Source organism: Nocardioides sp. GCM10028917 (assembly GCF_042666175.1).
Taxonomy (GTDB): domain Bacteria; phylum Actinomycetota; class Actinomycetes; order Propionibacteriales; family Nocardioidaceae; genus Nocardioides.
Genome location: NZ_JBHTFL010000003.1, coordinates 15889 through 38162, shown reverse-complemented (window position 1 = coordinate 38162; position 22274 = coordinate 15889). Strand labels below are relative to the sequence as shown.

The window sequence follows — 22274 nt, the reverse complement described above, 5'->3', positions numbered from 1 at the left end:
TCGACCATGAGCGCGCCTCGCGAACGACACAGATGCCCCCAACCGCGGCTCAAGGTGGCTGCCGCCCGAGGACCAGCGGAGACCGAGGCCGACCGTGTCGCTACTGAGATGCTCAGTCCACGCCCCGCGCAAGGCCGCAGGCTCGGTATCGAGCATCGTCTGCCCCGAGGGATCAGTCGCGCCCCGAAGCCCGAGGGAGCGCGACGTGCTTTGGCGCCGCCGCGGGACGACAACAGGGCGATCCTCAGGCTTGGCACGGGCGTTGCGCTCCCTTCGGGTGACCGCGCCTTCTTCGAGCCGCGCTTCGGCGTCAGCTTCGCCCGGGTGCGGATCCACACGGATCCCGGCGCTGCGGCGGCTTCGGACGCGCTCGGGGCGCGGGCGTTCACCACTGGCCGCGACATCGTGTTCGGCGCGGATCAGTACCGGCCGGGGTCAACCGCGGGGAGACATCTGCTCGCCCATGAGCTCGCTCACAGTGTGCAGCAGGCATCCGACGCTGGATCTCACGGGATTCAGCGCGCCATGAAGTTCGAGCTCCAGAACAAGTCGAGCTTCATCCACGCTTGGGACGAGGCGACGGGCGAGGTGCCGCGTCTCCCCCGCAAGTTCGGCTCGCGGGACTACATCTACAAGGGCGCGTCGGGTGCGCGTATGGAAAGCGAGACCAACGGGCAGGTCGAGTTCGAGACCGAGTGGGAGCGCAAGTGGCCGAAGCTCGCGGCCCAGCTCAAGGAGGCCTTTGAGATGACCCAGGCCATCAATGCCGCGCCGACGGTTCGGATCGCCGGCACCACCTACCATCGGCTCCCCGCCGCTACGTTCCCCATCCCGCACCTGCGCCCGCGCGGGTGGCGGCTGACCAGGAAGGAGCGCAAAAAGGGGAAGACGTTCGAGGACAACAGCACGAAGGACCGTGCCGACCGACCCCTCAAGCCGACCGAGCACCTGGTCGTGGATGTCAAGAAGCCGGACTGGCCCGCCTACATCCAGATCTCGGAGTCGATGGAGATGAGCCAGTACCCCTCACTCATGCGGCAGTACGAACTCGACAAGTACGATCCCTCGAGCCGAAAGAGCAAACAGAAGAGGAAGTCACTCGACGTCGAGGGCAAGGTCACTTCGATCGTCGACGGGATCATCGACCACGTGACGAAGGCGCGAAGACCGAGGGGGGACATCAGTGACCTGAGGGGTTTCCTCGAGCTCGTCGTCAACCTGGTGATCCGCGGGCAATACCCTGCCAGCTCCCCGATCGGAAAGGCCGCCAAGTACACGTTCGCCATCATGAGCCGCACGCACCTGGGCTCGGTCCACAAGCACGTGCTCACCGACGAGGAGCGCGCGCTCTTCCGTCGGTTCGTGGCTGACGCTCAGCCCCTCCTGCTGGACAAGCTCGGCCTTACCACGCGGTCGAAGTTCTTCGTCCACGGGCACGGCGGCAGCAACGACGCCAACCCAGAGGTCCTGGCGTGGCTCAAAGGGCTCACGCACAACCGCGACCTCCTGTCAGCCCTCCATCACGGCAGGGGCGAGATCTCCGGCGCGATGGGGAAGTTCCGCGTGGACAAGGAGGAGAAGGAACACAAGGGGATGGTCCGTTTCGAGGTCCGGATCACGGCGGGCAACGTCGCGAAGGCCAGCAAGTGGGAAGAGTTCGGCAAGACACACTTCCTCGCGGCCATGAAGGATCGGCCGCGACCGGCCGGGAAGGGTGAGACCGGCTTGACGCTGTAACCCGATGACACGCGCTGACTCTGAGGGCGGAAGCATGTTCGAGGTATCACGCGCGAAGCGGTGGGGACGGCGTCGTATCGCCGCCAGTCGTGATAGTCGCTCGCCCGCCGGCACGCCGAGTGCCGATCACAACCGGGGTGGCCCACGCGCTGGAGACCGCCCACGCGCACGCGCATGGAAGCCGCGTTCGGACGCGACTTCTCCCAGGTTCGCGTCCACACCGACAGGGCGGCAGATCGCGCCGCTCGCGCGGTCGCCGCCGACGCCTACTCGGTCGGCCCGCACATCGCCTTCGCCGCGGGACGGTACGCGCCGACGACTCCCGAGGCACCGAGGTGTTGGCCCACGAGCTCGCCCATATCGTCACCCGGCTGGCCTTCGATATGTCAGGACCTCCCCGGGAGGGTTCAACCTGGTGAAAGAAGGAACCGGTCCCTGCAAGGGACCCTTCGTCGTCGAGAAGCGCCTACGCTGATGACTCAGCCCCGCCGGTGGTACGACCCGGGCACCGCGGGCGTGGACCTTTTTCGTCACGGGTGTCGTCGGCGAGGTGGAGACTGCGGACTGCTCGCCCGCCGCGTCGTTTGCCACCCCGAATCGCGCCGAGATTCGGCTGGACACTACCGGGATCGAGTCCTTCGACCTGCTGTACCCGCCGACGTACATCAACCCTGTGCCCGGCCAGAGTTGCGCCTTCGCCTTGACCGCGCCAGCAGATCACCGACTACTGCGGCATTCACACCCGCTCGAATGACGGTTTCGGCATCGTTGGCCTAATGGATCTCCGTGATCGTCACGCCTTGTGGCGTTGTCTCGATCATCTGGGTTCGTAGCTTCACCCGACCATCCTTGACCGCCCGCCGGATCTCAGCCTCGAGCTTTGGGTCGCCGAGCTTGAGTCGGTCGGGGGCCACCGCCTCGTCGACTTCGGCCCGCCACTTGCGCGGCAGCGACGACTTCGGCACCTTGGCGCGGTTGATCGTCGCGTCGGTGACGATGACCTCGATCTCACCCTTGGCGTTACGGCGGGCGGTAATGAAGTCCGGACCGCCCTGGGTGACGGCGCCAGGTCGCTGCAGACCGATCTCCTTGCCACGATTCAGCGCCGTGTCGTACGCGTGGAACTCGGCTCGACTCGCCGCGGTCGACGTCCTCTGCGACGCCGGCTTCTTGGAGGTAGCCACCACTTGACCCTTACGGCCGGTGAAGGGGTCCGTCATCTCCATCGTTCCCGGAGGCGCGGCGCCCGCCGACTCGCGGAGCGTAGAAGGGACACCAGGCTTGGGGGTGCTCACCGGGGCAGGGGTACTCGGAGGCTTGGGGCCCGGGGCGCCCGTCGTCGAAGCCTGGCTTGGCTTCGGCATCGGTGCTGATGGCTTCGCAGCTGGACCAGCCTTCTTGGAGGAGGCCTTCGGCACCCGGGGCGCCTTGGGCGTACGTCGTACAGGGCCACGCTTGCCGCCTCCCGTAGGCACGACCTCGAGCAGCGTGCCGATCGGGTCATCGGACCACTTCTCGACGTGCGAGCGGCCGACGTGCTGGAGCGCCTTCTTGATCTCGCCGCTCATGATGGCCATCTGGGCCAGGTGAACCTCTCGCTCCCAGTCCCACAGGCTCTCCGGGTCCTTCGGTGCGGCCATCGTCCGCCTGTGAAAGTCGTCGGCTCTGCTCATGAAGTAGTCGATCGACTCCGGGCCGATGATCCACTGTGGGCCCTTGAAGCCCTCCCACTTGACGGCGGCGGCGTAGTACAGCGTCGTCACCTCGCCGTTCTCGGCGATCCGCAGGGCACGCCCGACGTTGAAGTACTTGTTGCCGGCGTAGTAGTTCCACGTGTCCGCCTCGGGCAGGCTGCTTCCCACCGCGAGCTCGTAGTCAATCCCTGTGAACGCGTCCGCTGCTGCTGGAGCCTTCACGCCCTTCTTGGGCACTCGCGGCTTGGAGCGTTCGGCCACTGGCCCTGGTATGCCGAGCCGTCGCTCGATCGTGACCCGTTCCCTGACCAACTCATCGTGAACTTGCGGCGACAGGACGAGGATCCGTGACTCCTCCTCGTTCGCTTCGCGGCGCTCTTCGAGCTCTTCGCGATCGAGTGCTCCCAACTCGGCATCGGACAGCGGAGCCTTCTGCACGCCGACTGTCGTTCCTCCGCCCATCGTCGGCGAAGTGCCGGCAGCAACTGACTGCGAGGCCCGGTCGGACTCAGCCTCGAGCCGGGAGTGCGATGCCGAGCCGGGCCGGCGCTGTTGGACGACATGCGCGAGCTCGTGCGCGAGCAGCCGGTTGCCCTCAGCCGCGCCCGGCTCGTACCGGTCGGCTCCGAAGACGACGTGCTCGCCGACCGTGTACGCGCGCGAGCGGAGTGCATGCGCCGACGCGGCCGCTTCCGCTCCGGTGTGGATGCGAACCGAGTCGAAGCTCACGCCGAACAGCGCCTCCGTCCGATGCCGAGCCGTCGACTCGATCGGGTCGCCCGTCGATTGGACGGGTTCCCATCGAGGCAAGGTCGTCGTGCGGCCGTCCGCCCGGCTCGCCGACCCTGCTGACCTCGTGCGCTTGTCAGGCGCAACTGCCTCGCTTCTGCGATTCCGTCGAGTGCGACCCACGCGTGGAGGGTTCGACGATTGTCTGCCAAGGACCTTGGACGAAGTCACGGCTGCACGCCTCCAGTTCCGACTCAAACGGTATCGCAGGGCGGCGACGAAAATCCCGACCCCGGACGAAATGATGGGTAGTCACTGCGGAACATGCTGCCCGCCCGCACCCGCGAGCCATTCCGAGGTCGCGAACTTTGTATGACCCGTACAAGCGACGGCTCGTTCTGTCACGCAGCCAACTGTGTCTCCACGAGTGCGGAAATGCCAACAGCCTCCCCCGGACACGAATTCGCGGCCCCACTCGGTCCGGACGGTGGCCAGCGAAGTCCTTCCCGACGGGATCAACCGTCCGAACGCCTCTCCCTTTCTCACGTCGAAGGTCACAGCCGAACATGACCGAGGTGCGATCCGACCCGCACAGGCCAGGCACGTCCATAGACACCCGGCCTCCGCCGGACGCCCTTTCGACTAACGCCACTTTCGCCCTTCCGCACCCCTCACCAAGTACCTCGCACCCCATGCGCTGTCGGGGTCGTTGCCCGACGTTCGAGACGATTGGCTTGCGGCTGCTTCTCGTCTCGCGATGGGTTTGCACAAGCAGCGATTGCCGCGACGCCCGCGTCATCCAGCCGACGAATCGGTACCCACTCCCCCACCCGCCCCCGCGGCCGCCGCGTCGCCCACCTGCGAGCCGTCCCGCTCGCCGCCATGATCGCGGCCCGCGTCGGACTGCGGTTCACGGACGAGCCGCCGCAGCCGCGTCGCCTCACGCACCGTCAACGTGCCGCCGCACCACTCGACCGCATCGCCCAACGACAAGCCCTCACGCTCGGTCAACTCCCGCAGCGCCTCACCGGCTCGCTTCTCGGTCTCGGCCACCGCCGCGTCGCGCTCACCGATCGCGACCATGGCCCGCTCGGCCAGGTCGATCACCCGACGTTCCCGATCCTCGTGCTCGCGCCGCCGCCTCTCGGCCGTCTCCCGCGCCGTACGCCTTGCCTGCTGCTTGATCGTCTGCTGACTCATCCGGTCCTCACTCTGTCGACATGGACTCTGACAGTCACCTACGACATCTCCCGGAGTCCGAGCGATCACCGAACCGCAGAGACCTTCAAACCCCGCTCCCTCGACCCATTCATCCCACCCGATCCGAACCCGACGCCCCGGCCGTCACCCACGCCCCTGAGTGTCCCCCCAGATTTCCGCGACCGACCTAGTGCCACACACCTAGTGCATTCCCGGTTCGCCGAAAAGAAGGGAAAGAGCCGAAAGCCAGCCCAGAGTGATCGCCTGCCTCGCCCGTGCGCACGTAGGTGACCGTGACGATGAGCCTCCACAAGCTGACCGCGGGGTCGGGATACGACTACCTGACCCGCCAGGTCGCAGCGATGGACGGCACCAACAAAGGCCACACCGGCCTGGCGAGCTACTACACCGAGAAGGGCGAGACCCCCGGGGTGTGGGTCGGCTCGGGCATCGGGGCTGGGGGCGAGGGCGTCGCTGGCCTTGAGGCCGGCGACGTGGTCACTGCCGACCACATGCAGAGCCTGTTCGGCTCTGGGCACCACCCGCTGGCCACCCAGCGCACCAAGGTGCTGGACCTACGGATCGGCCGCGACGAGGCGGGGCGGCCGACCGAAGCGGACTACAAGACCGCGGTCCGGCTCGGCACCCCGTACAAGGTCTACAACAACGACATGAGCCCGTTCCGGATCGACGTTGCCAAGCGTTTCAGTGGGTGGAACGAGGCCGCTGGTCACCCCGGCGACTACCCCGTCCCCGCCGCGGAGCGCGCCAGAATCCGCACCGAGGTGGGCCGGGAGTTCTTCCGTGCCGAGCACGGTCGCGAGCCGGCCGACGCCCGCGAGCTGGCAGCCACGATCGCCAAGCACTCCCGGTCCAAGACCAACGCCGTCGCCGGCTACGACCTCACCTTCTCCCCGGTCAAGAGCGTCTCGGTGCTGTGGGCGATCGCCGACCCGAAGACCGCCGCAGTGATCGAGCGGGCCCACCAGGCGGCCCTCAAGGACGCCCTGGACTTCATCGAGAAGAAGGCACTGTTCACCCGCCAGGGCACCAACGGCGTCCGCCAGGTCAACGTCCGCGGCTTGGTCGCCACCGCGTTTACCCACCGCGACTCTCGCGCCGGAGACCCCGACCTCCACACCCACGTCGCCGTGGCGAACAAGGTCCAGACACTCGACGGCAAGTGGCTGGCCATCGACGGCCGGCTGATGTTCAAGGCCAAAGTCTCCGCCTCAGAGACCTACAACACCGCGCTCGAACGACACCTCTCCGAGGCCCTCGGAGTCCAGTTCGATGAGCGCCCGAACACCGACACCCGCACTCGTCCCATCCGCGAGATCGTCGGCGTCGACGCCCAGCTGAACACCCGCTTCTCCAAGCGCCGCGCGAGCGTGGAGGAGCGCCGCAAGCAGCTGGCTGCGGCGTTCCAGGTCGCCCATGGCCGTCCCCCGACGCCCGTGGAGACCATCCAGCTGTCCCAGCAGGCGACCCTCGAGACCCGTGAGACCAAGCACGAACCGCGCACCCTCGCTGAGCAGCGTCGGGCCTGGCGCCGCGAAGCGCTCGACGTCCTCGGCACCCCGCAGCGCGTCGACAAGATGATCGACCAGGCGCTGAACCCGAAGGGCGCCGGCCCACCGCTGGTCGACTCGACCTGGTTCACGAAGACGACCAACCGGATCGTCGCAACGATGGAAGGCGCCCGGTCCACCTGGCAGTACTGGCACGTCTACGCCGAAGCTCAACGGCAGGTCCGGGCCGTGAGCGTGCCGTCCGATCAGGTCGCTCGGCTTGTCACGATGCTCGTGGAAGACGTGCTCGAGGGCCAGTCCGTCCGCATCACTCAGCCGCTCGACTCCATTATCGAGCCGGACGACCTGCGCCGCGTCGACGGCTCTTCGGTGTATACCGTGGGTGGCGTCCACCTGTTCACCTCGAGCAAGGTGCTGGCCGCCGAGCAGCGTCTGGTCGACGCCGCCGGCCGCCACGACGGGTACGCCGTGGAGTCCTCCTCGGTCGACCTGGCGCTGCTGGAGTCAACAGCCAACGGCGTCACCCTCAACGCCGGACAGGCCACGCTGGTGCGGGAGATGGCCACCTCCGGGGCACGGCTGCAGCTGGCGATCGCACCCGCCGGGTCGGGCAAGACCACCGCGATGCGAGCCCTGGCCAGCGCCTGGACCGACGGCGGCGGAACCATCATCGGACTCGCTCCCTCAGCGGCGGCCGCGGACGCCCTCCGGACGTCGATGGGCTCCCACATCGACACCCAGAACCACTGCCAGACAGAGACTTTGGCCAAGCTCACGCATTCCCTTCAGCAGGCCCGCAGGTCCGGTGCCGCCGTGCCGGACTGGGTCGCGGGCATCGACTCCTCGACCCTGGTGGTCATCGACGAGGCCGGCATGGCGGACACCCTGTCCCTGGACGCCGCGGTCACCTACGTCCTCGAGCGCGGCGGCAGCGTCCGCCTGATTGGTGACGACCAGCAGCTCGCCGCGATCGGCGCCGGCGGCGTGCTCCGCGACATCCGCGCAACCCACGGCGCGCTGCAGCTGAGCGAGCTCGTCCGGTTCAAGGACCCCGCCGAAGGCGGTGCCTCGCTTGCGCTGCGTGAGGGCAAGTCCGAGGCGCTCGGCTTCTACCTCGACCGGGGCCGGGCCCACGTCGGTGACCTGGCCACGATGGCCGAGGACGTGTTCGCCGCGTGGCAGACCGACCGCGCCGCGGGTCTCGACTCGATCATGCTCGCCCCGACCCGGGATCTGGTCAGCGAACTGAACCAGCAGGCTCGCGGCCACCGCCTCGCTCAGCAGAGTGAAATCGACCCGGCCGGCTCCCACCATCGGGCCGGCATCGACCGGGTGCGGCGGCTCGCGGATGGCAATGAGGCGTCGATCGGCGAGCTGATCATCACCCGCGAGAACGACCGCGGGCTGCGTACTTCGGCCACAGATTGGGTGAAGAACGGGGACCGCTGGACGGTCCTGGAGATCCACGACGGCGGCGACCTGAGCGTCCAGCACACCCAGCACCGCCGCACCGTGCGACTGCCGGCCGACTATGTCGCCCGCTCCACCGAGCTCGGCTACGCGTGCACCGTGCACACCGCCCAGGGCGTCACCGCCGACACCATGCACGCCCTGGCCACCGGCACCGAGTCGCGTCAGCAGCTCTACACGATGATGACCCGCGGCGCGCACGCGAACCACGTCTACCTCGAGGTCGTCGGCGACGGCGACCCCCATTCGGTGATCCACTCGACTCTGGTCCGGCCGCTCACGCCCACCGACATCCTCGAACAGGTGCTGGCCCGCGACGACGCCCAGCGGTCCGCGACCAGCCTGGTCCGCGATCAGGCCGACCCGGCAATCCGGCTCGGCGAGGCCTCGCAGCGCTACCTCGACAGCCTCCACGTCGCCGCGGAGGACCTGCTGCGCCACGAGACCATCACCGGCGCCGATGCCCATGGCGCCGGCACCACGGTTAACGGCGCCGCCAATCTGGTCGACGCATTGGACTCCGCCGTCGAGACCCTGGCTCCCGGGCTGTCGGATGAGGCCGCCTGGCCCACCCTGCGCGCCCATCTGCTGCTGCTCGGCGCCACCGGCGAGAACCCCGTCGAAGCCCTGCGGGCCGCCGCCAGCGACCGGGAACTGGAGAGCGCTCGTGACCGGGCCGCGGTGCTGGACTGGCGCCTCGACTCCTCCGGATTCCGCAGCACAGGCAACGTGGCCGTTTCTGCTCTGGTGCCCTGGATGCCAGGAATCCCTGCCCGTCTGGTCGAGGACCCGCACTGGGGTGCCTACCTCTCCCAGCGGGCGCTCCTGGTCGAGCAGCTGGCCGAGCAGGTCCACACCCGCGCCGCCGAACAGGCCAGCAAGGGTGGGCTGCCGGTGTGGGCGCAGAACGGCCTCCGCCCCGCATCAGACACAGGCGCCACCGCGGCCCAGCTGGTTGCTGATGTGGAGGTCTGGCGCGCAGCCATGCAGGTCCCCGCCGACGACCGGCGACCGACCGGCGCACCGCAGCTGCAGAAGGCTTCCTCCACCTATCAGCGGCGCCTCAACCGGGCCGTCGCCGGAGACCACACCCCGGCGCTCAAGGAATGGCGGCAGCTGCTCTACACGCTCGCACCGCAGATCCGCGGCGACGAGTTCACCCCCCTCCTGGCCGAGCGACTGGCCGCGATGTCGCGGGCCGGCGTCACCGCTCACCGGCTGCTGCGCACCGCTGCGGCGCCCGATCACCCGGCCGGACCGCTGCCCGACGAGCACGCTGCTGCCGCGCTGTGGTGGCGCATGGCGCACCAGCTCACGCCTGCGGTCGCCGCCCAGGTCAACGACGTCGGCTCCCCCCGGTCGACCCGGGATAGCGTCACCACCGACTGGGCACCGCGGCTCGCTGACCTGTTCGGTCCCGAGCGGGCCGCGAGCATCCAGGCCAGCACCTGGTGGCCGGCGCTGGTCTCCAACATCGACCACGGGGTGCAGCGCGGGTGGCAGGTCGAGGCACTGCTAGGCGCCGCCCGGGCGCTGCCGAGCGACGGCTGGGACGGTGTCGACGAGTGCCAGGCACTGGTCTGGCGGACCTCGATCGCGCTGGAGGCCGCCCTCGACGAGCACGCACACGACTACCACTTCGACCAGCCGCCCGCCGACCTGCGGGAGGGCATCGAGCCCGACCAGACAATGTTCGTCGACCCCCCTGCCGACATCCCGTGGCCGCTTGCTGGGGACCCCGGCACGGACCTCGAGCCCCCCGTCTACCTGGTCGACGAGCGCCAGGTCGACGCACTCGAGCATGACGTGGTCGACGTCGACGAGGGCCAGTACATCGAGCCCGACCTCGGCCGGGCCGCCTACATCCGCGACCTCGGCGGCACCCGACTGGAGCCCACCGACGCCGACATCCGCCTAATGTACCAGCGCGCCGACGCATGGCTCTCCTCTCCCGTAACGCGCGAGCGCATGCTCGAGATCAACGAGCTCACGCAAGCCTTCTTCGAGTCCCGGTTCACCGACTCGTGGGGCCGCGACTACCTCACCGGCCGGTTCGGCGTCGACCTCGCCGGCGACGAGCGGTTCCGCCCCGGTCAGGCTCCGGCCGGCTGGACCAACCTGGTCGACCGCCTGCGCGGCCGTGGCGTCAGCGACGCCGAGATGCTCGCCACCGGAGTCGCCGCCCAAATCAGAACCGGGCCACGCACAGGTCAACTGATCGACCGATTCCGCGACCGCGTGATGTTCCCGGTGATCCACCATGGCGAGGTGCTCGGCTTCGTCGGCCGCCGACGCCCCGACCTCACCGATGACGACCTAACTGATGGCAAGGCCGGACCGAAGTACCTCAACACCGCCGACACCCCGCTGTTCCACAAGGGCGCGCAGCTGTTCGGCGTCGTCGACGAACTGCCCACTGAGGGCGCCGTCCCGGTGATCGTCGAGGGCCCGATGGACGCGGTCGCCGTCACGATCGCCAGCGCCGGCCTCTACGTCGGCGTGGCCCCTCTCGGCACGTCCCTGACCGATGAGCAGGCCGCCCAGCTCGCCGCCATTCATCAAGCAACCGGCCACGACCCGATCGTGGCCACCGACCCCGACCTGGCCGGCCGGGTCGCCGCCGAGCGCGACTTCTGGATGCTCACCCCGCACGGCCTCGACCCCGGCTACGCGCGGTTCCCCGACGGCCTCGACCCCGCCGACCTGCTCGCTCAGCGCGGCCCGGCCGCGCTCACCGCCGCGGTAGCCAGCGGCCAGCCCGCCTTCCGGTCACTAGGCGACCAGCTCCTCACCGAACGCCTCGACAACCTCGGCGCCGACCAGGCACGGGCGGCCGCCATGCGGGTCATCTCGGCCCGTCCCAGCCAGGCCTGGAAGCCGGGCGTCAACCAGGTGAGCGCACGGCTGCAGCTCTCCCAGCTGCAGTCCCGCCGGGACCTGCGCGAAGCGGTCAAGACATGGGACGCCGACCCGCGGGAGGCTGCGCTGGCCGAGCTGCACAAGAGCAGCGACGTCCGAGCCCGACTCTCGGCCGCGGCCGACAAGACGCCCGCCGAGCGGTGGGAGCCGCTTGCCCGCGAGCTCGACCCGCGACTACTCGAACAAGGCGACTGGCCAGCCACCGCGGCGATGCTGCAGCAAGCCCATCAACAAGGCCACGACGTCGTCGCCGCAACCCGCGCGATCGTCGCCGAGACACCCCTAGGAGACAGCCCCGCACGCGACCTCCGCTACCGGATCGTCTCCCGACTGGCGATCCCCATCGACGGGAACTCGCCTCTCGACCCTGCCACGATCCGCCGACCCCATCGAGCGGACAATCCCGCACCAGGTCCTATCCCGGATCGCGGCATGCCACCAACCGGGCGGCGGTAACTCGGGGCTTCGAAGCCGCAGCAAACCGCCCAGAATGACGCTGGCCGAGCGCCCACTTCAAACCCAGGCCTGATCCGCGCCTTGGGCGCTTCCCCCCGCGGCCGTGACGCCTGCCATTGACCAGCCCCCTCGAGGATGAAGCCGCTCAGGCTCCCCCGGATAAAGCTCCCTGATCACGACCCCGTCGGGGGCGAAGGTCGAGCTCCCGCCGATCCCCGATCAGCGAGCCGTTCATCGCCTCGAGAACAGGCCGAGGTTCCTCGCTGGGCATTCAACTAAGAGCCGATTCGTTCGGCTATTCGTCGTCCTTTTGTAGGTCCATTGGCTTGTATTCCACTGCCACGATCTGGTCGGTTGGGATGACCGAGATCCACTGGCTGAACGGTTTGTGTGGCTCGACGGCAGCGTCGAAACTCTCTCCCATTGGGTCGAACCCCTCTGAGAACACCTTGTCTGTGGCGAGCGTTTGATCGATGCTGCCGTTGTCCGCCGTCAGCCGGTTGGCAATGGTCTCCAACACCTTGCCCAACGTCTTGCCGACAAACTCGGGGTCGGTGCCGCTGTACGGGTGGTCCCAGCCATCGTCGGGTTGGTTCTCCACGGCCCTAAGCCAGGTCAGCGCGGCGGTCTCCCGGCCTTTCTGGACTGGGATGACCGCCTTCACCCATGGCGAGTTGAGGAATGCGTTGCGGTGGTTGTCCCCGTCCAACTGAAGGAGCCACCCCAGCGAGCTGCCGAGCTTTGCTGGCTGTGATGCTTCAGTGATTAGGTAGTTGTCCTCCCGGCGCGAGTCTTTGCCCCCGTAGGAAACGGTGTCCGTCTCGTCTAGAGCTGGGGCAGCGGGCGCGGGCTGAGTGTCTGAGGCGGACGTTGCCATGTGGGGTGGAGCCACTTGAGGGTTGAGCTCGAGGCCGGCCGACAGGTTTCGAGGCATCCACCAGTCGGGAGCGACAAAGTAGAGCATCGCGTCGATGTCGAAGATTGACCGGAGGATCTCGGATCGAACGTGAGCCATGCGTCGCTCCCTGCTGTCGGCGAATGGCGCGTCATCGTGGGCGAACATGAGTTGCTTGATTAGTTGCCGGTAGATGACTGTTCGTTCTTCCTCACGCAGGTCCCAACTCGGTCTCGGTCGAATCCCGGCGGCGTCCTTGATGCGGGATCGGACGTTCTCAACCAGCGTGCGACGGATGGCAAGCTTTCGCTCCTCCTCATAGGCGCCGCTGATCGCCGTGTTCGCGTCTTCGACTCGTTGTTTTTCGGTACTGGTCGGGTGGAAGCGTAGTTCTACGGGGAGCTCGATCGCGGTCTGACCACCGTAGTGCACCTGCTGCAGAATGAATTCGAACTTCTGTGATGCACGGTCGAGCCTGAGCGTTCCGCCTCGGAGTAGTGCCAATTGTCCCGCGGGCGCCGGCAGTAGCCGGATGTCGTCGACGCCCTGCAGCTCATACCCGGTCTGGGGTGGCTCGAATTTGTAGCCGTCGAACTTGACGATGCAATTACTGTCGTTGTCGTTTGGATCGCTGGCCTTACCGACCTGCGCACCGTTGTCATCCTTCCACCACTCGTAGCGCACGTCTGGTCTCCAGTATCTGCGCAGTGGGATGTACGGCACCCTGATGGTCAGTTGTTTCGTGATCGGCGCTGGAGGCGGAATCTTTTCTGGTTCCTTGAGATTGGTCAGTTCGGCGGTGTCAGTGAGGTGGACGAGTTCTGACAAGCCAAGGCTGTCGCCCGGATTGTCCACAAAAACTTGCCAGCACATCCGAGTGCCCACGTCCTGCAGTTGGACGCCAACCCGACGCATCTTTCGGCGCAGTTCATAGTTGACGAGCTCGCCCGTGTTGTTTGCTATGACGTGACGGCGACTACTGGTGTCGGTTGTTTCAACCGTGGTCCGGAACGTCGACTTCACCGATTGCTTCAGCTCCGAGGTGACCTTTTCACTGGTTTCCCGGAGCGCTTTCTGCGCCTGCTCCCGGCTGTTAGCCCGGGACGACGCGATGCCGACGTCTGTGTTTAGTGTTCCTTGGTAGACGTGCAGATCGACCGTGTTGCTCTGGGAGATGCCGATGTTCACCGACGATTCGGTCTGATCCTTTACGGCTGTCGACAATTCGTCGGTGGCCTTGCTTCCACGTTCAGAAGTAGTGGAGCGTTCAAGCACCTCCTCGAGGGTTCTCTCGACAATTTCTCGCCGGGTGCTGACCTCGATGAGTTCAGTAGTGGTACCTGGCGCGAGCCAGACGTGCTCGACGGGTTCGCCAAGGAAGGTGCCGAGATCGTGGTAGAGCTGCCGATAAACGTGGACGAGCCCCATTGGAGCCAGCGTGCCGCCGTCCTCGCGGGGGTCGATCGTTGCCAAAGGGTCTGACGGTCTGAACAAATCAGTCAGTGGTGGAGTCGGCTCGACAACGAAAAGTTCCTCCAGCAACTCCGGAGCTAGTCCGGAGCGGCTCTCAATGCACGCTACGAGCAGTTCTGCGATCTGCGACTCGAATTGCATGGCGCCGAGGAAGTCAGCCTTGAACCTCTCGGTCGCCTTCTTACCGGCCGCATCCCAAAAGTGGCCGTGGTGGTAGTCGTTGACTTGGGCAATCAGCGATCTTGAACCGTCGGGCATCGACTCAAGAATGGTCTGATCGGCGTGCAAGACCATCTCCCACTCTTCTTGACTGCGCGGCATCCTGCCGTCGTGCTCCTCGACGAAGACCTGAAGGCGTGCACGGACGAGGTTGATCAGGTGGCTCGGACCGAAATCCTTCCGTACAATCACTACCCACGGCGGCCTAGCCATGCCAAGCAACAGTGGGTCTACTTTGGTCCAATCCGACTCAGCGTCCACTCGCGTTGGGCTGGGGCGAATGTTGGCGTCAAGGATCTTCTTCACCCGAGGATCGACCGTGAGCGACCGGCCCGCTCGGAGCCAATGCGAGGTCAACTTCGACCGCCATCCCAGGAGCGGCTGGTACACGCCATACAACTGGGAGTCGTACGGCGGGATGCCCTTGTAGCGATCGAGGTCCTTGGTCAGGTCGAACATGGCTTCCCTCAGGTGGCGCTTCCGATGCTCAGCGGCTGTTGTGAGGCCGAGTTGAGATTATCGCTGCTCATCGCCGCGGGGTAGCGGACCGATGTACTTCGCCGATCTTGGGGAAAACGCCGCCTCACGTCCAAAGGTCGCCCGGTCAACCACGTCCAGCGCCGTCATCCTGCGGACGCGACGATTTCGAGGCGCGGCACCTCCCAGAAGTTCGTCACGGCTTTTGAGGCGCCCCCAGCGCGATGATCACGACGCCGTCGACCTGTAGCTGGGCCCGACGCCACCCCGGCCAGAGAGCGACCTGGTCTGCGTTCCGGCGTACCCACTCCTCGTAACTGGCTCGGAAGCTGGGGTTTCTCGCCGTCATCCCGAGCGCGGCCTCAGGGTCCTGCAGTTGTACGCCACGGTCGCCCGGCTTCTCGAGCGACGGCCCCTCCCCGCGTCCGATGATATTGCCGGGAGGTATAGGAGGGACCCGGCCGGCTGGGAAGGCGTCGAGGTAAGCGTGCGCGAGCGCCTGCGCTCGGTCGACGGACAACTTTAGGTTGTGAAGTGTCTCCCCTTCAGGCGACGTCCACCCGAGAGCGAAGCGGGTTGCCGAGGGGTTGATGAGCACGGCGAGGTACTCGGCCAATGAGGCTTCGACCACCGCCAACCGGCTATACGTACTGATGTAAGCCTGGTTTGTGGGGATCTCCGACTTGTTTAACTCGAAGAAGTCATCTAGGTCGAGCCCGATGGCGACTTCGGCCGGGCGCGCGGGGGGAGCCGGGGTATCAATTGATGGAGTGATCCTCGTGGACCGGCCACCCGCCACGAAGTAGCCGAGTGCCAGCCCACCACTGAAGAGGTTCCATGACGGCTTGAGCAGGTCCTGATACTTGGCGCGAACCTGACCGGGACTCAGCAGAGGCTTCAAGAAATCACCAGGCTTGTCGGCCTGCAAATTTGTTAGGGAGGGAGGAATGTCGACGAGGGTCGTGAGGTCGAACTTGACGCCGCCGCTGTCCCGCGAAACAGAGAACGCGACCGAGCCGCCGGCCTGGGCACCCGCCTCTAAGGGCCCCGTAGCACCCGGACCTTTGATGGTGCCTATCTGGAATGAGGCACCATCGAAGGAGTTCTTAGTAAGCGTGCCATTGGCGCTGAGGATCTGGACCTCCTTGATGTTGAGGCCGGGCTTCGGAAAGCCGAACCCCACGTCGATGAACACTCCGATGAGCCCACTCAGCGAGTCATGGGCGGTGTCGAAGATTGGCTCGCCCTTCGGCGTGACTCTGATTTTTCCCTTTGCGTCGACCTGAGCCCGCCCCTGGCCGTCTCGTACAGCCTCCACCTTCTGCAGACGGACGTTCGCGTAGAACGGGTTGAACCCGATGGAGAAGCCCGGTACCCGAAAGCGCACGTAGTTCCCTGGCTCAGGGATTTTTCCAGTGACAACCTTGGGCAGGGGGAGCGCGGCACCCGTCTCAAAAGTGAATGTGTACAGGTAATCGCCATCCTCGATTCCCATATTGCCGATCGCCGGCACATAGGGCTGATTTGACGGACGCCCAGCGTTGTTCCAACGATCCACCTCCTCTGCGTAAGCGAGGGTGATCCAGTTGCGGTAGCTGTCGACCCTAGTTGAGCCGTTCTCGTCAACTTTCACCCGATTCACGGAGAGTGCAGCGTTCAAAGCGCTCAGCGTGTGGGCCCGATAAAGTGGAGCCGGTAATGGATTGCTGTCGCCGAGCCACCTGACCAGATGGTCGAAGATTTTGCCGCGATTCTCTCGTCGGAGTGGTTCCTTAGACGCGTGCCACCGCTGGATCGCCTGACCAAGAGGCCCGGTGGTGATGTCGTCTCGAGATCTCGCGTCGGGTGCCAGCGTTCGGGCGGAGTCCTCCAAGTATCCGGGCGGAATTGGCCGACTGTGGTGAAGCAGCCAGCTCCGGAACGGCTCCGAGGCGATGTCTTGGGTGCGGGTCATCGCGCCGTAGAAGCCAGGGATGCGCGGGGTCGTGTGGAGCTGCCTCAACTCTTCGAAACCAGGCGCGTCGTGATGGAACTGGATCTGCATCCGACGCTCGTTGCCAGAACCCAGCCTCAGCGTGCCGATTTCGGTTTCCGCTCTGGACTGCAGCCGACCGAACACCTGAGCAGGGTCGACATCAGGAAACCACCTGTGGTGCGCGTCGTACACATCTGACAAGGGCACCGCCGCACAGTGGAGGGAGATCTCGCGCTCCCTAACATCAACACGCGGGTCATTGAGGTACCCGACGAAGACGATCGCGACGTTCCGGATGGCCCACGCATCAGGGGATAGTTGTGGACTTTTGGGCGAGAAGCACTTCGAGGCCCTGATGGGGATGCGCCGAGGTGGACTTGTCACCCACCCGACGATCATGCTTCCCGCCTGGTTTAGGTGAACCTGGAGCGCCGAGTACGCGCCGTCAGCCCCGGGCGAGACCCAGAGTCCGGTCAGGTCGGGTAACACCCACCGGGCCGGCCCACTGCTTCGCCGGGGGGCCTGACCTGGGAGCGGCCGGGCAGGCACGCTGGGCGCAGATGGGGTTGTCGGTGGCGTGACGTTCATGGGCGTCGCGACTGCTGGCGCTTCCACGTGAAACGGCGTGGACCCTTCCATGACTGGAGTGTAAGTGGCGGATGCTCCGCTGGCCCGGGTCTCGACATCACTCCAATCTCTGGCCGCGTGGGTAATCTTGGCATCCGTGGCCGCGCAGCGGGCCGCTCCCGGGCAGAGGGCCCTAATCAACGAGTGACTGTTTGGCGAAGCCTGCGCACTCCCCCCACGTCGCGCGCGCCTTGCCCTGCCGGGACCAAGGAAGGGTTGCTGACTACCTCACCGAGCAGGCGCGGGAGCAGAATCGCCGTCATGCCCGCCGAGCGCGTGGCGGCGACCTAAACAAACGAATGGATCCGCAGCGCGATGCACGGCTTTCCGCCGCACACGACGTGGCCCCTGCGTGCAATGAATTCGGGCCGCCAAGTGTGTACCGTCCGAGAGCGTGGACAGCGACGATCGGGACCCACTCCACCGTGCGATCGGGAAGATGGTCGTGTCGTCGGGAGGGATTGAGCAGGCGGTGCATGGAGTTACGCATGCGCTCGACCTCGATCCCGCCGAGTTGCAGTTGAAGCAGACCGCGAACGTCATTCGGCGCCGACTGAACGCGGATGGGTTGCCGCCCTACGCCTCGGTCAGCGAGAGCGAGATCGCTCAAATGTTAGATCGGGCCAAACCCGCATGGGGAACGCGACGCACTGGTGCATGCGGCCGTGATCGAGCGGCTAGGTGAAGATGGCCTTGAGACCGTGTCGGTGCACCTGCGGTCGGGCTCAGTTACGGAATCCGTTGCCGAGCGGTCAGACAAGCTCTCCGACCATCTGAAGCAGTTGAGAGACGAGGGCACAGGACTCCACGTCGGTTTGCTGCTCGCGTTGCGACCGAATGTCTACGTGCCATTGTTTGGACCGCCGGACCCTCCTAGTGCACTTGTGACTTACGCGGAAGCGAATCAAGCGTGGCCCGCCCGGCCAACAACTGTCGATGGGGTTGCCGGAGACGGGGCGCAGGATGAGTCGGCCCTCGGTACGGCTGCCAGGCGAGACGCCTACCGAATGGTCGCCCGCATCGCGAAACCAGGAGCCATCCCCTGACACATCAGCCCGCACTCGCTGCGCCACGCAGCCATCACCAACGCCCTCGACGCCGGCGTCCCGCTCCGCGACGCACAGATCCTCGCCAGACACTCCGACCCACGCACCACCGAGCACTACAAACCGTGCCCGCGGAAACCTCGACCGCCACGGAGTCCACTTCCTCACCGCCTACGTCGCCGGGGTCTAGAACGACGGGAAGGCGCGCGGCGAAGAGGACATGCCAACGCCCACTATGACGCGACAAAGATGACCCAGGAACTTGTGTGAGGTGAGGAACGGTTCTGCTGGACGCGAAGGGACATCTTGCCGTGTCCGTCCGAGTGTCGGCCGTCTACCAACTCACCCGCAGCCGCGAACACCGGGAGGGTGAGTCCACGCCTGGAGCGCCCCGTAGAGGTCGCCCGCCAAAGTTGCATGGGGAATGTGCACGCGTCGCCGGTCGCTTCGGTCGCCAGCCGCAGTCCTGGCTGGGTCAGGCTGTCACGGATCGTGCAGCAGACCCGTCGTTGCCCTCTACTCCGTGCGCGCGAATGACGGACCATCTGACTTTGGCGGCCGCTTCGGTCGGTGTATCCGAACGGGGACCGGAACAGCGAACTCGCTGCTAACGATTAGAGCCTCGCCGGGAACCAACGCCGGTAGCAAACGGGTGGCCGCGAGTGTTAGCTCGGACGCTGCTTGCTCCACGCGCTCGCGATCACGACGCTCAGTCAACCGGTGAACCAGGAGCATGCCGGCTTGGCTGAGGACCGCAGCGGGCAGGTCTCCAGGACGCTGCGTCGCCATGCAAATCACCAAACCGTACTTGCGCCCTTCCTTGGCAACGAGGTCGAAGGAATCGAACGAGGCTGCCACGAACTCGTCCGCGACGCCCTGCCCGAAGAACTGGTGTGCCTCGTCGATGGCGACGACCAGGGGTCGGGGCCGGAATGCGCCGTCTCGTGCGCGAGCCAGGAGGTGACGCCCGATCGTGTTCACAACGATCTCACGCATGTTGTGCTCGAAGGTCAGGTCAGCGAGAGAGATGCGCAGAATGTTCTTGGACTCGTCACCAGCGAGCCATTGGTCGATGAGGTCGAGCACGGAGGGCGGCGGTGTTGCGTGACGCGGGTCGAGGATGTCCATGACCTCAGTGGTTGAGGTGAGATCGAGGATGCGAGCGATCATCGTGTTGCAGTAACTGAGTTCGTTCATCGCCCAGCCGCCAAAGTTCGTGCCCTCTCGCTGGTCGTTCTCGTAGACGCACTCGTGGCGGACCTGCTCGCTGAGCTTCCTGATGTCGAAGGGGGCTTGCGGGTCATCGAGAACTGCCGCGTGTTCAAAGCACGCGTCCGAGTATGGCTTGCGCGGCCGGTTCGCCTTCGAGAGCAGCCCGTCATGTATCAGCGAATGACCTTCCCCGAGCGCTTGCGCCAGTCGAAGGGAACGGATCGCCGCACGAAGTTTCGGTAGCTGAGCTCCCGCTGAGGGCCGCAAGAGGGCGCGCCGGTCGGACTCGCTGAGCTGGCGGTGTGGCAAGCAAGCCTGCGATCCATTGGCTGGGGGCGAGATGGCTACTGAGATGTGCTCAGCCAAGTCGTCGAGCGGAGCGAACTCACCGGTGGCGTCCAAGAGGAGGACTCGCACTCCTTCGCGTGCGGATTGCTCAAGGAGGGACCCCAACGTCCAACTCTTGCCACCGCCGGTGGATCCAACGATGGCCAGGTGCCGACCGAACAGCACCTCGGCAGGCACCTCTATAGCCACGTTCTGCCCGCCACGCAGGACGCCGAGCGGCAGCCGCGCGCCGTCAGTGTCGACCTCGGACGACAACACAGCTCTGATCGCGTCAGCGTCAGCGGCGTATGCCAAGTCCCCGACCCGTGGGTGACGTTCCACCCCGCGGGTGAAGTTCCCATCGAGCCGGAGCGTCCCCAAGAGTTGGACGGTGCCGACGACGTCGGTCGCGACCTGGGCGTCAGGTGTCGTGCTGGCCTCGGGGCGCTTAGCCCGCGGTGCCTCGAGGCTGACCAGTCGACCGAAGATAGCGAAGGGTCCGCATGCGAAAAGAAGGAACTCGCCGACCTCGCCTCGAAGGATCGGTTGGCCGAATAGGGACACTGGCGCCAAACCTGCCCATGGCAGGGACACCGTCGCCTCAGATCCTTGGACCGCGATGACAGTGCCGGCGAGTCGCTCAGGAATGAAGGGGTGAAGGAATTGCATCAGATCGACGTGCCTCGCACTCGCTCGTCATGAGCCTCGTGCGCGTCGTGAGGTGCCATGTCGGGAAGGCGAGTGGTGAATTCGGCGAAGGTGCCGGCGAAGAGCAGTATCCGCTCGTCACGTGCATCCGAGAGGCGGGTCAATGTCAGCAGGGACTCGTTCTCGGTGTCGCGGAGCGCTGGGTCGACCACGATGAAGCGCAGCGAGACGTTCGACCGGACTGCCGAGAGCAATGGGCCCACTACATGCGCGTCGTTGAAGCCGAAGCCGGCGACGATCACGGTTGTCTCTGGTTGTCGCAGCGTCATCTGAAAGCGAGCCATCGATTCGAGGTACGGTGGACGGTAGGACTGCTGGTACTTCATGCTCGAGGGGTAGATCAGGACGGGATTCCCGGGGGTCGTGTCCCGACGTACCCCGTCGTTGGTTTCGTCCCAATCCACGGATCCGTGGAGCTTGTAGAGCTGGATGACGTTCGCGGCAAGCTGGAGCGTCCCGTCCGGCGCGCGGCGCACGACGTCGAGATCGAAATTGCCTCCGTCGAAGAGCCCCCCTGCGGTCGGACCGAAACCATCGAGGAGCGTGAAGCGGGTTGCCTCTGCTGCTCGCTCGATGGCGAGGTCGTAGTTCGTGGTGAAGACCTTGGTGCGGGCGAGCCTGGTCGCGCGTCGCCCAACCTTCCGCAGGAAAGCCTCATGTGTGCCTAGGTCGGTCGTGTCGTCCACGAAGCTGCACGCCTGCAGGACTACCGCTTCGGCGGCGCTCAAGAACTGTTTAGTGACTTCGTCGTCTCTCAGTCCCACCTGCATCTGGCAGGCCGAGAGCAGCGCTTCGACGTCACCCGCCTCAACAGCAGTCGGAGCGAGCTCGGCCGCATGGTCGAACCCCTCTAACGTCCTAACGCTCTTGAACAAGTCGGCCATCGTGGGTGCCTTGCCGTCACTGCCCGTCAACCCCAAGGACGTACCCAAGCCCAGGAGGACGACCAGATTTTCGCTGCGGTAGCTAGCCAGACCGAGGGACTCGAACACGCTCCACGCGCGACCATCGGAGTCCTGCAGAGACTGCCACTTCTCCTCCCCCGGCACTCTCACCCAGGGCCCTGCCTTGTCCAGATCCTCCGTGACGCTCGGCACGTTCTCACCGTCTCCCCCGGGTGGCCTACTCATACCGCCGGACGCTACCGGGAAACGCCGACAATCGATGCGAATGTCCCCCGGGTCGATCGACCCGCGTCGCACCGGGCAACAGGCCAGTGGTTGGCGCCTGACCTAGCCCGCCGCGGAGGTCGTGCAACGTTCGGATCTGCCACTGAGCGGACGGCCGCACAACCCCTCGTGAACGGGTAGGTTCCAGGCACCGACTCGCGTTATGGAGAATCGGTACGCGTCTGTCCATCCGTAATCAATTTGCCGGCACCGTTACGGCCATCACTTCGGGCGGGGCGATGTCTGTCGTCAAGGTCGAGCTCTCCGGCGGCCAGTCCGTCACTTCGGCCATCACTCGGGAGTCGATTGAGGGACCTCGGGATCGCGGTGGGCAGCCAGGTGACGGTTCTCATCAACTCGACCGAGTTTCTCTCGGCGTGGAGTGAGCGCGCGCCCGCCGCACGCGCAC

General features: G+C 66.0%; 10 protein-coding genes and 1 pseudogene. 5 read left to right on the top strand and 6 right to left on the bottom strand.

All coding sequences use genetic code 11. From position 1 onward, the window contains the following. The first annotated feature begins 6 nt into the window (after positions 1-6). Complete coding sequence (locus ACFQW6_RS03595) at positions 7-1737, top strand: DUF4157 domain-containing protein (RefSeq protein WP_378541370.1); 1731 nt, start codon at positions 7-9, stop codon at positions 1735-1737. 171 nt (positions 1738-1908) lie between these two features. Next, positions 1909-2514 (top strand): annotated as a pseudogene (locus tag ACFQW6_RS03590) (DUF4157 domain-containing protein); the annotation flags it as partial. On the opposite strand, the gene ACFQW6_RS03585 reads toward ACFQW6_RS03590, so the two are convergent. Then, complete coding sequence (locus ACFQW6_RS03585) at positions 2511-4343, bottom strand: DUF4157 domain-containing protein (protein ID WP_378541368.1); 1833 nt, start codon at positions 4341-4343, stop codon at positions 2511-2513. The pseudogene ACFQW6_RS03590 and the gene ACFQW6_RS03585 overlap by 4 nt on opposite strands. A gap of 612 nt (positions 4344-4955) precedes the next feature. After that, positions 4956-5360 (bottom strand): hypothetical protein, encoded by a 405-nt coding sequence (locus tag ACFQW6_RS03580; protein ID WP_378541366.1) that lies wholly within the window; start codon positions 5358-5360, stop codon positions 4956-4958. 299 nt (positions 5361-5659) lie between these two features. Here ACFQW6_RS03580 and mobF point away from each other — a divergent pair, with 299 nt between their 5' ends. Then, positions 5660-11737, top strand: a complete 6078-nt coding sequence (mobF, locus tag ACFQW6_RS03575; RefSeq protein ID WP_378541365.1) for a MobF family relaxase — start codon at positions 5660-5662, stop codon at positions 11735-11737. Between the two features lie 295 nt (positions 11738-12032). On the opposite strand, the gene ACFQW6_RS03570 is transcribed toward mobF, so the two are convergent. Next, positions 12033-14783: a hypothetical protein gene (locus ACFQW6_RS03570; protein WP_378541363.1), complete on the bottom strand. Its 2751-nt coding sequence runs from the start codon at positions 14781-14783 to the stop codon at positions 12033-12035. Positions 14784-14997: 214 nt separating this feature from the next. Beyond that, positions 14998-17175 (bottom strand): hypothetical protein, encoded by a 2178-nt coding sequence (locus tag ACFQW6_RS03565; RefSeq protein WP_378541361.1) that lies wholly within the window; start codon positions 17173-17175, stop codon positions 14998-15000. Between the two features lie 1277 nt (positions 17176-18452). Here ACFQW6_RS03565 and ACFQW6_RS03560 point away from each other — a divergent pair. Beyond that, entirely contained in the window at positions 18453-18719 is a 267-nt protein-coding gene (locus ACFQW6_RS03560; RefSeq protein ID WP_378542591.1) for a tyrosine-type recombinase/integrase, read from the top strand. Positions 18720-18965: 246 nt separating this feature from the next. Here the strand turns inward: ACFQW6_RS03560 and ACFQW6_RS03555 are convergent, their stop codons facing one another. After that, entirely contained in the window at positions 18966-20267 is a 1302-nt protein-coding gene (locus tag ACFQW6_RS03555) for an ATP-binding protein (RefSeq protein ID WP_378541359.1), read from the bottom strand. Between the two features lie 389 nt (positions 20268-20656). Then, positions 20657-21793 carry an SIR2 family protein gene (locus ACFQW6_RS03550; RefSeq protein ID WP_378541357.1) on the bottom strand — a complete coding sequence of 379 codons (1137 nt, stop codon included), beginning with the start codon at positions 21791-21793 and terminating at the stop codon, positions 20657-20659. A 242-nt stretch (positions 21794-22035) separates the two neighbouring features. On the opposite strand from ACFQW6_RS03550, the gene ACFQW6_RS03545 reads away from it, so the two are divergent. Then, positions 22036-22251: a molybdopterin-binding protein gene (locus ACFQW6_RS03545; RefSeq protein WP_378542589.1), complete on the top strand. Its 216-nt coding sequence runs from the start codon at positions 22036-22038 to the stop codon at positions 22249-22251. Positions 22252-22274: the final 23 nt, after the last annotated feature.

Coding starts and splice junctions, on each gene's coding strand:
- ACFQW6_RS03580 (WP_378541366.1), bottom strand. CDS start 5,360: ATGAGTCAGCAGACGATCAAGCAGCAGGCAAGGCGTACGGCGCGGGAG.
- mobF (WP_378541365.1), top strand. CDS start 5,660: ATGAGCCTCCACAAGCTGACCGCGGGGTCGGGATACGACTACCTGACC.
- ACFQW6_RS03565 (WP_378541361.1), bottom strand. CDS start 17,175: ATGATCGTCGGGTGGGTGACAAGTCCACCTCGGCGCATCCCCATCAGG.
- ACFQW6_RS03570 (WP_378541363.1), bottom strand. CDS start 14,783: ATGTTCGACCTGACCAAGGACCTCGATCGCTACAAGGGCATCCCGCCG.
- ACFQW6_RS03595 (WP_378541370.1), top strand. CDS start 7: ATGAGCGCGCCTCGCGAACGACACAGATGCCCCCAACCGCGGCTCAAG.